Source organism: Bradyrhizobium iriomotense (assembly GCF_030160715.1).
Taxonomy (GTDB): domain Bacteria; phylum Pseudomonadota; class Alphaproteobacteria; order Rhizobiales; family Xanthobacteraceae; genus Bradyrhizobium; species Bradyrhizobium iriomotense.
On sequence record NZ_BSOW01000002.1, the window covers coordinates 441,831 to 454,692 of the forward strand.

Sequence of the window (12,862 nt, forward strand, 5' to 3'; positions counted from 1 at the left end):
AGGGTGGCTTCGCGCCACCTTCTCCCACAAGGGGAGAAGGGAAGAGAGCGCGTTACTTCGCGCCTGCCATCTTGCTCTTGTCATGCGTCGTTGCGACCACGTCGCTCACGAGCTGAAACACGCCGTCCACCTCCGGCGGCCAGTTCTGCGAGCGGCCGAGGCGCACGATCACGAGACGCTCGGACGGAATCACGATCGTGTACTGCCCGATCGTGCCCTTGGCGAAGAACGCATCGCGCGGCCAGCCGTGCTTGCTTCGAAACTTTGCACCAAAGCTGTCGCCCTGATTGGTCCAGAAGCCGGCGCCGATGCCGACCCAGGCGTTCGGCGTGGCGGACGCGGAGTAACTCACCCAGCCCTCCGGTAGGATGCGCTTGCCGCCGACAACGCCGTCGTTGAGATAAAGCTGGCCGAAGCGCGCCCAGTCACGCGCGGAGGCCAGCATGTTGCTGGAGCCCTCGATTGTACCGGCACTGTCGAGCTGAAGCGTGATGTTGTTCATGCCGAGCGGCGCGAACAATTCGCGGCGCGCGAAGGCCAGCGCATCTGCGGGCTTGCCGCCCGCGGCGTTGCGGATCAGATGCGCGAGAATGAGAAAATTGCCATCGTGATAATTCCACGCTGTGCCCGGCGCGGTCGCGAGCGGCGCGCGCTCAGCGAAGCTGGTCATGTCGTCCTCGGCGAACTTCATGGCGTTGACCGGCTCCAGTGCGGAGCCGAGGGACGCCTCCAGCGAACTTCCGAGCGCAATGCCTGCGGTGTGACGCAGCAACTGATCGACCGTGATGGCATGGTGCGGATCATCGGGATTTTGCCAGGCGGCGATTGGCGCGGGCCCATCCAGCTTCAACTTGCCCTGGCGCACGAGAATGCCTGTCAGCGCCGAGATCACCGACTTCGTCATGGAGAAACCGAGCAGCTGTGTCTCAGGCCCAATGCCATCGGCATAACGCTCGGCGATGATGCGGCCGGCCTTCATGACGACGATCGCGCGGGTGCGGCGATAAGGCGGCTGCGCGGGTTCAGTGAAGGCGCGGTCGAGCGCGGCTGCCAGGCCCTCGCTTTGCGGCGGCACGATCCCTGGGCCGGCGATCTCGGGGAGCAGTGCGGGCTGCTTGTCGTCAGGCGGCAACACGACATCGGCGATCCCCTGTCCGTGCTCGAGCGTACAACCGAGCCCCTCGCGATAGACGGCATGGCTGCGGCCAATGCCGAACAGGGACACCGTGACATCCTTACGGGCGCGATCGATCTGCAAATTCATCGCCCAGGTCAGGAGGCCGGTGCCCGGCATCGCGTCGGTGGTCTCGGCGAGGTCGCGCTGCGGATCCAGGCCGGAGACGAACGTCTCCGAGCAGAGCGTGTCGGCGATGAAGCCGGTGGCAACCTTGGGCACGTCACGCGCCCGCGCCGCGCCGAGCGCGAGGCCGGCACAGGTGATGGCGGTGGTGACGAGGACGATCTTACGGCGACGGGTCACGGGCTTTCTCCGGCTGCGGGGCGAGTGCGGGAGAGCAGGCCGGATGCGGGCGATACGCGCTCGCCGGATTTGAAAAGCGACCTCGTCGAAAACTGATCGGGACTAGTCGATTTCGGAATTCTTACGTGATTTCAAAGGTCTGAAATCTAGGCTGCGTCAACCTTGAGCCGCCGGTACTCCGTCGGCGTTACCCCGGTCACCGCCTTGAAGGCGCGGTTGAACGGGCCGAGGGACTGGAAGCCGGCGTCCATCGCGATGGTGGTGACGGGGACCTCGGCCTGGGCGGGATCGGCGAGCGCGGCCTTGGCTTCCTCGATGCGGTGGTTGTTCAGGAACACATTGAAGTTGCGGTAGCCGAGCCGCTGGTTGATCAGCCGGCGCAGCCGGTATTCCGGAATTTTCAGCCGGCCCGCCAGTACGCCGATGGTGATGTTCTCCTGACGATAGATCCGCTCGTCCCCCATCAGCCGCATCAGGGCGTCGATGAGCTTTTGATCGGCGGCGTCATCGGCCGCAGGCTGACTGAAAACAATCGGCGGTGCGGGCTCCGCCGCGGCCGGAAACAGTTCCGCCCCGTCAACGCGCATCATGGCATAGACGATTGCCGCGACGGTGCAGGCGAGCACGCCGGCATTGATGGTTTCGGCGACATCGCCGACGTGGTGGCCGGCGACGGCGATCTGGAGCACCGCGTTCAGCCCGCCATAGAGCGCGGTTACGCAGACGATGAAGATGCGAACGCGGCGGCGGCGCTCGACCAGGTCGGCCGGCCAGGAGGCGATCATCTGCCCGACCGCAAGCGCGATGAAACCGAGCACGATCAGATTGACCATCGTCACCGAGAACCGCACATGGCCGCTGGGTGCAATCCAGACGCAGCCTGCGAAGCTGAAGGCCGTCACCAGCGCCCAGACCCATCCGTGCCACCAGCGGAGGCGAAACTCGTCGTCGAACAGGGAGCGTGTGAACAGCCAGAACACCACGATGTCGCCGGTCGACAACGCGATCAGCGGTGCATGCAGGAGCGGGATCGGTGACGTGACATCCACCGAATAGCTCGCCGCATGCGCGGCCGAGCCCAGCGCGAAGGCCGCGCCGAGGCGAGCTGCGAGCACTTTGCGAAAGTCCTGTAACAGCGACGCCGCCAGCATCAGCAGCAGCGCGACGCTGGCGGCGCGAAAGGCAAGCTCGAGGGCGGCAAGGGTCATCGGGCGATGCGAACGGTCTCGGATGAAATCAACCGAACATCGTTTGTTGAGCGCCTTTTTTCAAGGACCATCCGTTTACCAGGGTTAGCGGCGCCTCACTCACAACTGTCATCGCCCGGCTTCGCGGGCGATGACCGCGGAATGTGTGGCGCTATTGCGACGCGACGTTTGTCCCTTTGTCGCGACGACGATGCGAAATCCTGCTACGATCGGCCCAAGAAACTCGAGAAACTCAACTCAAGAAGGAGCCCGTCATGAGCTGGATGCCCGATAACGATCCCGTGCTCGGCGATCCCAAGACATGCGATGCGCTCGATCTGGTCATCGTGCCGCGCACCCGCGATCTCGGCGATGGATTTGAGGTCCGCCGGGCGCTGCCGCATGGCAAGCGGCAGATGGTCGGGCCGTTCATCTTCTTCGATCATTTCGGCCCGGTGCAGTTCGTCTCCGGCAAGGGCATGGACGTGCGGCCGCACCCGCATATCGGGCTTGCCACCGTCACCTATCTGTTCGACGGCGCGATCATGCATCGCGACAGCGAGGGCAACATCCAGGAGATCCAGCCCGGCGCGATGAACCTGATGACCGCAGGCCGCGGCATCGCCCATTCCGAGCGCACGCCGGATACGCAGCGCGCCTCGGGTCAAAAGATGCTGGGCCTGCAAAGCTGGATCGCGCTGCCAGCAGCGTCCGAAGAGATCGCGCCGTCGTTCCAGCATTACGCCGCGGGCGACCTGCCGATGATCTCCGAGCGCGATTTCACCGCGCGGGTGATCGCCGGCTCTGCGTTCGGCATCACCTCGCCCGTCTCGATGGTCTCGCCCTGGTTCTACACCGAGGTGACGGCCGCGGAAGGCGCACGCGTGCCGCTCGACCCCGATCACGAGGAACGCGCGATCTACGTCGTCGATGGCGAGGTCGAGATCGCCAATGAACGGTATGAAGGGCCGCGCCTGCTGATTTTCCGGCCCGGCGACCGCATCACCGTTAAGGCCGTGAGGCCGACGCGGATGATGTTTCTCGGCGGCGATGCGCTGGAGGGTCCGCGCCACATCTGGTGGAATTTCGTCTCCTCCAGCAAGGAGCGGATCGAGCAGGCCAAGCAGGACTGGAAAACCGGCCGCTTTGCGGCGGTTCCGCAGGAACACGAGTTCATTCCGCTGCCGGAATAGGCTATCCCGATCTCAGGCCGCACTACCGCGCGGCCCTGAGATCTCCTGCCTGAAGGCCTTGTCTGCGAAAGTTTTGCCGATGACCACCATGCTGATCAGCGACCTGCCGCTCCCCAAGATCGGACGCGGCAAGGTGCGCGACATCTACGCCGTCGATGACGACCGCCTGCTGCTCGTCACCACCGACCGCATCAGCGCCTTCGACGTCGTGATGGGCGAGACCATTCCGATGAAGGGCGCGGTGCTCACACAAATCAGCGCCTTCTGGTTCAGGGAGCTCGAGGGCGTGGTGCCGCATCACGTCATCAGCGCCAACACCGACGAGATCATCGCAGCCGTGCCGGCGCTGAAAGCGCACCGTGCCGACATCCTCGGCCGCGCCATGCTATGCAAGCGCACCACGGTGTTTCCGATCGAATGCGTGATCCGCGGCTACATCTCCGGCTCGGCCTGGAAGGAATATGCCGCAAGCGGCACGCTCGCCGGCGAGAAGCTGTCGGCAGGCCTCGTCGAGAGCGAAAAACTCGATCCTGCGATCTTCAGCCCGGCGACCAAGGCGGAGACCGGCCATGACGAGAACATCACGATCGCGCGGATGCGCGAGATCGTCGGCGACGAGGTCGCCCATACGCTGGAGAGCATGACGCGCGCGATCTACACGCTCGGCGAGGAGCTGGCGCGTGAGCAGGGCATCATCATCGCGGACACCAAGTTCGAGTTCGGCCGCGACAAGGACGGCCGCATCATCCTGATCGACGAGGTGATGACGCCGGATTCTTCTCGCTTTTGGGCAGTCGATGCCTACAAGCCCGGCCAGCCGCAAGCGAGCTTCGACAAGCAGCCGCTGCGCGACTATCTCGATGTCGAGCGCCGCGCCGGTCGCTGGAACGGCGACGCCCCGCCCCCGCCGCTCCCGGCGAGCGTGGTCGAGGCGACGAGCAAGAGGTATCTGGAAGCGTATCGGCGCGTGACGGGGGCCGAGCTCGCCATCTGAGTTTGACTTCCGTCTCATGAGATTGCGCCACCAAGCCTTGCAATGAGGCAGTTGGCGTGACCCATTGCGGTGCGTCGGGACGATAGCTGCCGGCACCGATTTCCAATATGATCCTGCGTGCCATTGGCTCTCCGAGCACGATACGGCGTGCCTCCGATGAAGCTTCTCCTGTCGCAATCGCGACTGCCGCCGCTTGCGCTCTGCGCAAACGGCTCCGGTTGCACGCCGCTCCAGACCAGCGCGTGGAAGACCTCCAGGGACCAATGGCCCCCGGACAGCGAAAGCGCATTTGGAAGACAGCAATGGAGAAGAAACATGACACGTACACGTGCAACAAGAATTGCAATAGCAGTCTCGACCTTCGCCTGCGCGGCGTTGTTCTCCTTCACCTGGACTGAGGAGCACGGCGTCTCGATGTCGGTCGACAGTGCACAGGCGCGGGTCGGTCGCCCGCTGACTCCCGTGAGCGTTGCTGGCGTGGCGCGTCGACAGACGCGGCGAGCCGCATATGGTGCCGCCGCAGTCGGGGCAGGCGCCGTAGCGGTTGGCACAGGCGCCGCGATTGCCGCGACCTCACCGGGATGGGGATGGGGGACGGCTCCCTATTACACAGGTGCGGGCTACACTGCGGGTGGCGGTCCTTACGCGGCTTACGGCTACTCCGCGGAGGACTGGCGGAAGCGAAACGGCATGGTCTGCGCACCTGGCACGCTGACCAAGATGGACGACGGCCGGATGTATCGCTGTCAATAATGATGCAAACGCATGAGCGGGAGGCGGCTTTCGGGCCGTCTCCTGCATCTTGCATGCTCTGCCAGAAGACGCGCGGCCCGCAACAGCGGCCAGGCCGCTCCTGCAATTCCTCTGCTGCTTTGATCCAGATCAAGCCGGGAGCAAATGACAAAAAGAATGCTGACCACTCGGCTTTGATATCCCGAGGGAGGTTGCCATGAAGCTGGTCGACACGAAGCGAATACTGCTTGTTGCAGCCGTTCTAGGCTGTGGAATTTTCGGCTCGATCAATTGGTCACACGACGACGGCATCACGCTCGTCGTTCAATCCGCTGAAGCCAGGGTCGGACGACCGGCGACCCCGGCGAGCGTCGCCGGCGTCGCACGTCGGACCACGCGGCGCGCCGTCGTAGGCGGAGCGGCCGTGGGTGCGGCAGCAGCCAGCACAGCATGCGTCCGCGTCTATGTGAACGGCGCCTACGTGTGCCGCTGATGCATTCGCGCCGGCGAATTCAAATCGCCGGCGCGCAGCATCGATTGCCGGTTAGATCCCTGCCATCATCACGTATTTGATCTCGACATATTCTTCCATGCCGTGATGCGAGCCTTCGCGGCCGAGGCCGCTTTCCTTGACGCCGCCGAAGGGCGCCACTTCCGTCGTGATCAGGCCGGTGTTGACGCCGACCATGCCCGATTCCAACGCCTCCGCAACGCGCCAGACGCGGCCGAGGTCGCGTGAATAGAAGTAGGAAGCGAGACCGAACGGCGAGTTGTTGCACATCGCGATCACCTCGGCTTCGTCCTTGAAGCGGAATACCGGCGCCAGCGGGCCGAAGGTTTCTTCATGCGCAACGAGCGCGTCCGGCTTGACGTTGGCGAGCACCGTCGGCTCGAAGAAGCTGCCGCCGAGCGCATGGCGCTTGCCGCCGGTGACGATCTTCGCACCGCCCTTCACCGCATCCGCAATATGCTTCTCGACCTTGTCGACCGCTTCCATGTTGATCAGCGGCCCCTGCACCACGCCGGCCTCGGTGCCGTCGCCGATCTTCATCGCCGCCACCTTCTTGGACAGCTTCTCGACGAACTGGTCGTAGATCTTGTCCTGCGCATAGAGGCGGTTGGCGCAGACGCAGGTCTGGCCCATATTGCGATACTTCGAGACGATCGCGCCCTCGACCGCGGCGTCGATATCCGCATCGTCGAACACCACGAAGGGCGCGTTGCCGCCAAGCTCGAGGCCGAGCTTCTTCACCCCGACGGACGCCTGCTGATAGAGGATCTTTCCGACCTCGGTCGAACCGGTGAAGCCGACGAAACGCACGGCCGGATGCTCGCACAAGACCTTGCCGATGGCCGATGAATTGCCGGTGAGGATGTTGAGCACACCCTTCGGCACGCCGGCTTTTTCAGCGAGCGCCACCAGCGCCAGCGCGGTCAGCGGCGTTTCATTGGCTGGCTTCAGCACCACGGTGCAGCCGGCCGCGAGCGCCGGCGAAACCTTGCGGGTGATCATCGAGCAGGGAAAGTTCCACGGCGTGATCGCGCCGCACACGCCGATCGGCTGCTTGATCGCAAGCAGGCGCGCATCGGGGCGCTGCGTCGGAATGGTCTCGCCATAGACGCGGCGGGCTTCCTCCGCGAAGAATTCGACATAGGCTCCGCCGATATCGACCTCCCCGAGCGCTTCGGTCAGCGGCTTGCCCTGCTCCGAGGTGAGGATGAGGGCCAGATCTTCGCGATTGGCCGCGATCAGCTCGAACCATTTGCGTAAGATATTGGAGCGCTGCTTTGCGGTCAGCTTGGCCCAGGCCGGAAAGGCGCGCTCGGCGGCTTCCACGGCCTGCGTCGTCTCGGCCGTGCTCATGACAGGGATTTTCGCGAGTTCGACACCGTTCGCCGGATTGGTCACCGGCCGTGACGGCGTACCGACCCAGGAGCCGTCGATGTAGCAGGCCTCGCGCAGGAGCGAGGCATCCTTCAGACGGTCGCGCAGGGTGGAGGCTGATTGCGAGGCACGTGCGGCGGCGGTCGGGGTCATGGCGTTGCTCCTGAGGCTCTCGGATTGGCCCGGAATATAGGAGCAACCGGCGAGCAATGCACCGGTGCGCAGCGCACAGCAGCATCAAGTTAAGCTGGGGGCAGCGCAGCCTTATGCCGCACCGCTCATATAGGTCTCGCGCCGGCCGATCATGCGCTCGGCGGCCGCCTTCGCGTCGGCCTTGGTCGAGGTCGCACAGGTCCGGTATTCGAGATCCGGCACGGCCTTCGTAGCACGCCGGCCGAACCACGACTTCGAGCCGACCGGCAACAGTGCGAGGGCCTGCGCCAGGTTGTCGACCGCTCCGAAGGAATGTAGCGCGCCGGTGCCGGCGATCCGGACTTCATAAATGCCTGGCGAAATCGGCGCCTCGAGGTTCTCCCCCCGTCCGGCACGGGGATAGCGCTTCCATTCGCTCCACGTCGAAATCATTCTAAGTCCCCTCGCGGCAACCGAAGCCGCCAATATTTGAATCAAGTCTTTGATCGGCCGCGCCGATTTGGCCGGGTTCTGAACGCCTTGGTTCACAAAATGTTTCGGAGCAGTATGCTCCGAAGCATATCGCCTGATAACCCGCGCGGTCACGGCTAGTCGCGGTCATCCACCGCAGATTGTGACGAGGTGTTGCAGTTTAGTCCCCTTCTCGTCCTTCGCGGGTGCCCACTCGTCAAGTCACGACATCGCGAACGGCGCGACGGTTGAGATGCTTGCCGCACGTGGTTCGCGGGAGGACAATCGATCACTTCCAACAATAATCAAACCGGAGGAAACGCGCATGCAAAGCAAAGCCCAGATCGATCAGGTTCTGCGCCAGAAGAGCGAATTGGAGGCAATTCCCGGCATCGTCGCCATCGCCGCAACCGGCAAGGACGTGCTCTACGAAGGCGCGTTCGGCAAGCGTGATCTGTCCAAGCCCGATGCGATGACTGTCGACAGCGTGTTCTGGATTGCCTCGATGACGAAGGCGGTGACCTCAGCGGGTGCGATGCAACTGGTCGAACAGGGCAAGCTCTCACTCGAAGCGCCGATCAGCACGGTGTTGCCGGACCTCGCCTCCCCGCAAGTGCTCGAGGGCTTTGATGCCAATGGCGAACCAAAGCTGCGGCCCGCGAAGCGACAGATCACGCTGCGTCAGCTCATGACCCATACCGCTGGCTTCTGCTACGACCTGTGGAACGGCGACATGGCGGCCTATCTGGCGAAGACCGGCCTTCCCGGGATCACCACCTGCAAGAACGATGCGCTGAAGACGCCGATCACCTCCGATCCGGGCACGCGCTGGGAATACGGCACCAATATCGACTTCGTCGGCAAGGCGGTCGAAGCCGTCAGCGGCAAGAAGCTCGATGCGTATTTGCGCGACAACCTGTTCGCTCCGCTCGGCATGAGCGATACGGCATTCAAGATCACGGACAACATGCGCAAGCGCCTGGTCGGCATGCATGCGCGCGGCGAGAACGGACAGCTTGGCGCGATCCCGTTCGAACTCGAGCAGGAGCCTGAATTCCACATGGGCGGCGGCGGCCTTTATTCCACCGCAGGCGACTACATCAAGTTCACCCAGATGATCCTGAACAAGGGCCGCGGCAATGGCAACCAGGTCCTCAGGCCTGAGACGATCTCGACCATGACCCAGAACCACATCGGCGATCTCAACGTCACCAAGATGATTTCGGCTCTACCGATCTACACCAACGACGTCGATCTCTATCCGGAGCAGGCCAAGAAGTGGGGCCTCAGCTTCCTCATCAACACCGCCAAGACCGCGGAAGGCCGCAGCCCTGGCAGCCTCGCCTGGGCGGGACTCGCCAACACCTTTTTCTGGATCGATCCGTCGCGCGACGTCACTGGCGTGATCCTGATGCAGTTATTGCCGTTCGTCGACAAGGACTGCCTGGAAGCCTTCGCCGGCTTCGAACGTGGCGTCTATGCCGGCCTCGACGCCGGAAGCGGGCAGAGGGCGGCATAGCCCCTTAAAGTCTAAGGCGCGCCGTATCGCGCGCGCTCACAACAGGATGTACCGTGCCCCGAAGGCCCACGCCCTCGGGGCACGTGGTCATCATGAACCAGGCTGGAGGACACGACCTTGGCAGACCAAGCTGACAGCTATGTTTGTGGCATTTCCGATACGCCGCTGCTCGGCGACACTATCGGACGCAGCCTCGACCTGGCCGTGCGGCGCTGGGGCGATCGCGAGGCACTGGTTTCGCCGAGCCACGGCGTGCGATGGACCTGGAAGGAGTTTGCCGAGCGGGTCGACGCGCTCGCTGCCGGCTTCCTTGCGCTCGGCCTGGAGCACGGAGCGCGGATCGGCATCTGGTCGCTGAACCGCCCGGAATGGACCTTGACCCAGTTCGCAGCCGCCAAGGCCGGACTGATCCTGGTGACGATCAACCCCGCCTATCGCCTGAGTGAGCTGGAATTTGCGCTTCAGAAGGTCGGCTGCGCGGCGATCGTCACCGCGACGGCCTTCAAGACCAGCAACTACATGGAGATGCTCAACACGCTGCTGCCCGAGCTTGCCAGCGCCAAGCCCGGGCAACTCCACGCGGCGCGGCTCCCCAATTTACGTATCGTCATCCAGATCGGCGGTCCCGCCGTATCAGGCACGATCCCGTTCGACGAGGTCGCGCGCCTGGGCGGCGCCCGTCACCGCGAGCAGTTGGCCGCGCTCGGCGCATCCTTGCAGTTCGACGATCCCGTCAACATCCAGTTCACCAGCGGCACGACCGGCTCGCCCAAGGGCGTGACGCTGACCCATCACAACATCCTCAACAACGGCTATTTCACCGGCCGCGCGATGCGCCTCACCGAGATGGATCGCATCTGCATTCCGGTGCCGCTCTATCACTGCTTTGGCATGGTGATGGGCAACCTCGCCTCCGTCACGCTCGGCGCGGCCATGATCTATCCCGGCGAGGGCTTTGATCCGCTCACGACGCTGCGCACGATCGAGCAGGAGAAGTGCACCGCAGTCTACGGCGTGCCGACCATGTTCATCGCCGAGCTCGACCATCCCGAGTTCTCGACCTTCAACCTGGCATCGCTGCGCACCGGCATCATGGCCGGCGCGCCGTGCCCGATCGAGGTAATGAAGCGCGTCAACACCGAGATGAACATGCGGGAGGTCACCATCGCCTATGGCATGACCGAGACCAGCCCGGTCAGCTTCCAGAGCGCGGTCGACGATCCGCTCGAACGCCGCGTCTCCACCGTCGGACGCATTCATCCGCATGTCGAGGTCAAGGTCGTCGATCTCGACGGCAAGATCGTCAAGCGCGGCGAACGCGGCGAGCTCTGCACCCGCGGCTACAGCGTCATGCTGGGTTATTGGGAGGAGAAGGAGAAGACCGCCGACGTGCTCGACGCCAACGGCTGGATGCACACCGGCGACCTCGCCACCATCGATGCCGAGGGCTATTGCAACATCGTCGGCCGCATCAAGGACATGGTAATCCGCGGCGGCGAGAACCTCTATCCGCGCGAGATCGAGGAATTCCTCTACCGCCACCCGAAGATCCAGGACGTGCAGATCTTTGGCGTGGCCGATACCCGCTACGGCGAGGAGCTCTGCGCCTGGATCCGCGTCAGGTCGGGCGAGAAGCTCACCGCCGAAGAGGTCCGCGCCTTCTGCGAGGGCCAGATCGCCCACAACAAGATCCCGCGCTACGTCGAATTCGTCGACGAATTCCCGATGACCGTGACGGGAAAGATTCAGAAGTTTCTGATGCGCGATGCCGTGGAGAAACGCCTCGGGCTGAAGGCGGCGAAGACAGCGTGAGAGCTAGAGACTGGCGGCCACAGCAATGCAGGTGTCATTCCCCGCGAAAGCGGGGAATCCAGTACGCCGCGGCTTCACAGTATCCTTGCGCCGTCTCTGGGATACTGGATCGCCCGCCTTCGCGGGCGATGACACCAAGTTAGTGGGACGCGCGATGCCACAAGCTCGTCATTGCGAGCGCAGCGAAGCAATCCAGATTCATTCCGCGGAGACAGTCTGGATTGCTTCGCTTCGCTCGCAATGACGATGGAGAGAGCCGAAGCCTACCCCATCACCCCGCGCTGCTGGGCGAGCTCCTTCAGTGACACGAGCGGGCGAGCGCCGATGTGCTGGATCACTTCGGCGGCTGCGAGCGCGCCGAGCTGGCCGCATTGCTTGTACGGCAAGTCGCGCGCGAGGCCGAACAGGAAGCCGGCGGCGAAGAGATCGCCGGCGCCGGTAGTATCGACGAGCTTGTCGATCGGCGAGGCCGGCACCGCGACGGCATCCTCGGACGACACCACCATGCAGCCTTTCTCGCTGCGCGTGACCACGCCGAGATTGACGTCGTTGCGGAGTTGCTTGAGCGCGGTGTCGAAGTCCGAGGTCATGTAGAGCGAGTGCAGCTCGGACTCGTTGGCGAACACGATGTCGACGGTGCCGTTCTTCATCAGCGACAGGAACTCGTCGCGATAGCGGTCGACGCAGAACGAATCCGACAGCGTCAGCGCCACCCTGCGGCGCGCATCATGCGCAATCTTCGACGCCTTGACGAAGGCGTCTTTGGCATTCTTCGGGTCCCAGAGATAACCCTCGAGATAGACGATTGCAGCGCCGGCGACCTCGGCCGGATCGATGTCGGCGGGCGACAGGTCCTGCGCCGCGCCGAGATAGGTGTTCATGGTGCGCTCGCCATCCGCGGTCACCAGGATGTAGGAGCAACCGGTAGCCGGACCATCCTTGGCGGCCGGCGTGTCGAAGGCAACGCCGGCCGCGCGGATATCATGCACATAGAGCTTGCCGATCTGGTCGTCCTTGACCTTGCCGACATAGGCCGCCCGCGCACCCAGGCTTGCGATGCCGACGATGGTGTTGGCGGCCGAGCCACCCGAGACTTCCGTCGCCGGGCCCATGTCCTTGTAGATCGCGGCGGCGCGCGCCTCGTCGATCAGGGACATGCTGCCCTTGGTCATGCCGTGCTTGGCGAGAAAAGCCTCATCCGTCCGGACCAGCACGTCGAACAGCGCGTTGCCGATCCCCAAGACGTCATATTTGGCGTCATTTTTTGCGTCAGCCATTCACCTTGATCCTGTTGCCCGATTGCAGAGCTGCGGGAAATCCGCTTCCTACGGCTTGAAAATCCGGCTCGCGGCCTATCACGACCGACCCCCGGCGAGCAAGCAACGAAGGGTTATCTTTTGACACGTTTTCTTCACGCGAACCGGGGCCACTTCGCTCGAAAACGCTATGGTATTCAG

11 protein-coding genes are annotated in these 12,862 nt (G+C 63.7%); 6 read left to right on the plus strand and 5 right to left on the minus strand.

What is annotated here, in order from left to right:
• Nucleotides 1-52 precede the first annotated feature (52 nt).
• Both QQL28_RS04330 and QQL28_RS04335 read right to left on the minus strand, forming a co-directional pair.
• A complete protein-coding gene (locus tag QQL28_RS04330; RefSeq protein ID WP_284261462.1) occupies nucleotides 53-1,480 on the minus strand; it encodes a serine hydrolase domain-containing protein in 1,428 nt (475 codons plus the stop codon).
• Nucleotides 1,481-1,626: 146 nt separating this feature from the next.
• Nucleotides 1,627-2,688: an AraC family transcriptional regulator gene (locus tag QQL28_RS04335; protein ID WP_284261464.1), complete on the minus strand. Its 1,062-nt coding sequence runs from the start codon at nucleotides 2,686-2,688 to the stop codon at nucleotides 1,627-1,629.
• Between the two features lie 254 nt (nucleotides 2,689-2,942).
• Here QQL28_RS04335 and QQL28_RS04340 point away from each other — a divergent pair, with 254 nt between their 5' ends.
• The 4 genes from QQL28_RS04340 (at nucleotide 2,943) to QQL28_RS04355 (ending at nucleotide 6,079) form a co-directional block, all read left to right on the plus strand.
• Nucleotides 2,943-3,860, plus strand: coding sequence for a pirin family protein (locus tag QQL28_RS04340; RefSeq protein WP_284261466.1), 918 nt, complete (start codon nucleotides 2,943-2,945; stop codon nucleotides 3,858-3,860).
• 79 nt (nucleotides 3,861-3,939) lie between these two features.
• Nucleotides 3,940-4,854, plus strand: coding sequence for a phosphoribosylaminoimidazolesuccinocarboxamide synthase (locus QQL28_RS04345; protein ID WP_284261469.1), 915 nt, complete (start codon nucleotides 3,940-3,942; stop codon nucleotides 4,852-4,854).
• A gap of 315 nt (nucleotides 4,855-5,169) precedes the next feature.
• Nucleotides 5,170-5,607 carry a hypothetical protein gene (locus QQL28_RS04350; RefSeq protein ID WP_284261471.1) on the plus strand — a complete coding sequence of 146 codons (438 nt, stop codon included), beginning with the start codon at nucleotides 5,170-5,172 and terminating at the stop codon, nucleotides 5,605-5,607.
• A 196-nt stretch (nucleotides 5,608-5,803) separates the two neighbouring features.
• Nucleotides 5,804-6,079, plus strand: a complete 276-nt coding sequence (locus QQL28_RS04355; RefSeq protein WP_284261473.1) for a hypothetical protein — start codon at nucleotides 5,804-5,806, stop codon at nucleotides 6,077-6,079.
• A gap of 51 nt (nucleotides 6,080-6,130) precedes the next feature.
• Here QQL28_RS04355 and QQL28_RS04360 read toward each other — a convergent pair whose 3' ends face one another.
• Both QQL28_RS04360 and QQL28_RS04365 read right to left on the minus strand, forming a co-directional pair.
• Nucleotides 6,131-7,624 carry an NAD-dependent succinate-semialdehyde dehydrogenase gene (locus QQL28_RS04360; protein ID WP_284261475.1) on the minus strand — a complete coding sequence of 498 codons (1,494 nt, stop codon included), beginning with the start codon at nucleotides 7,622-7,624 and terminating at the stop codon, nucleotides 6,131-6,133.
• 111 nt (nucleotides 7,625-7,735) lie between these two features.
• The gene (locus QQL28_RS04365; protein WP_284261477.1) at nucleotides 7,736-8,056 is read right to left on the minus strand and encodes a hypothetical protein; all 321 of its coding nucleotides are present in this window, start codon (nucleotides 8,054-8,056) and stop codon (nucleotides 7,736-7,738) included.
• A gap of 343 nt (nucleotides 8,057-8,399) precedes the next feature.
• Here QQL28_RS04365 and QQL28_RS04370 point away from each other — a divergent pair, with 343 nt between their 5' ends.
• Entirely contained in the window at nucleotides 8,400-9,593 is a 1,194-nt protein-coding gene (locus tag QQL28_RS04370; RefSeq protein ID WP_284261478.1) for a serine hydrolase domain-containing protein, read from the plus strand.
• A gap of 117 nt (nucleotides 9,594-9,710) precedes the next feature.
• Nucleotides 9,711-11,405, plus strand: coding sequence for an AMP-binding protein (locus QQL28_RS04375; RefSeq protein WP_284261479.1), 1,695 nt, complete (start codon nucleotides 9,711-9,713; stop codon nucleotides 11,403-11,405).
• A 263-nt stretch (nucleotides 11,406-11,668) separates the two neighbouring features.
• Here the strand turns inward: QQL28_RS04375 and QQL28_RS04380 are convergent, their stop codons facing one another.
• The gene (locus QQL28_RS04380; protein WP_284261481.1) at nucleotides 11,669-12,682 is read right to left on the minus strand and encodes an adenosine kinase; all 1,014 of its coding nucleotides are present in this window, start codon (nucleotides 12,680-12,682) and stop codon (nucleotides 11,669-11,671) included.
• Nucleotides 12,683-12,862 lie beyond the last annotated feature (180 nt).

Bases quoted from the DNA above. Each gene is read 5' to 3' on its own strand.
- QQL28_RS04335 (WP_284261464.1), bottom strand. From the start codon at position 2,688: ATGACCCTTGCCGCCCTCGAGCTTGCCTTTCGCGCCGCCAGCGTCGCG.
- QQL28_RS04340 (WP_284261466.1), top strand. From the start codon at position 2,943: ATGAGCTGGATGCCCGATAACGATCCCGTGCTCGGCGATCCCAAGACA.
- QQL28_RS04345 (WP_284261469.1), top strand. From the start codon at position 3,940: ATGACCACCATGCTGATCAGCGACCTGCCGCTCCCCAAGATCGGACGC.
- QQL28_RS04350 (WP_284261471.1), top strand. From the start codon at position 5,170: ATGACACGTACACGTGCAACAAGAATTGCAATAGCAGTCTCGACCTTC.
- QQL28_RS04355 (WP_284261473.1), top strand. From the start codon at position 5,804: ATGAAGCTGGTCGACACGAAGCGAATACTGCTTGTTGCAGCCGTTCTA.
- QQL28_RS04360 (WP_284261475.1), bottom strand. From the start codon at position 7,624: ATGACCCCGACCGCCGCCGCACGTGCCTCGCAATCAGCCTCCACCCTG.
- QQL28_RS04365 (WP_284261477.1), bottom strand. From the start codon at position 8,056: ATGATTTCGACGTGGAGCGAATGGAAGCGCTATCCCCGTGCCGGACGG.
- QQL28_RS04370 (WP_284261478.1), top strand. From the start codon at position 8,400: ATGCAAAGCAAAGCCCAGATCGATCAGGTTCTGCGCCAGAAGAGCGAA.
- QQL28_RS04380 (WP_284261481.1), bottom strand. From the start codon at position 12,682: ATGGCTGACGCAAAAAATGACGCCAAATATGACGTCTTGGGGATCGGC.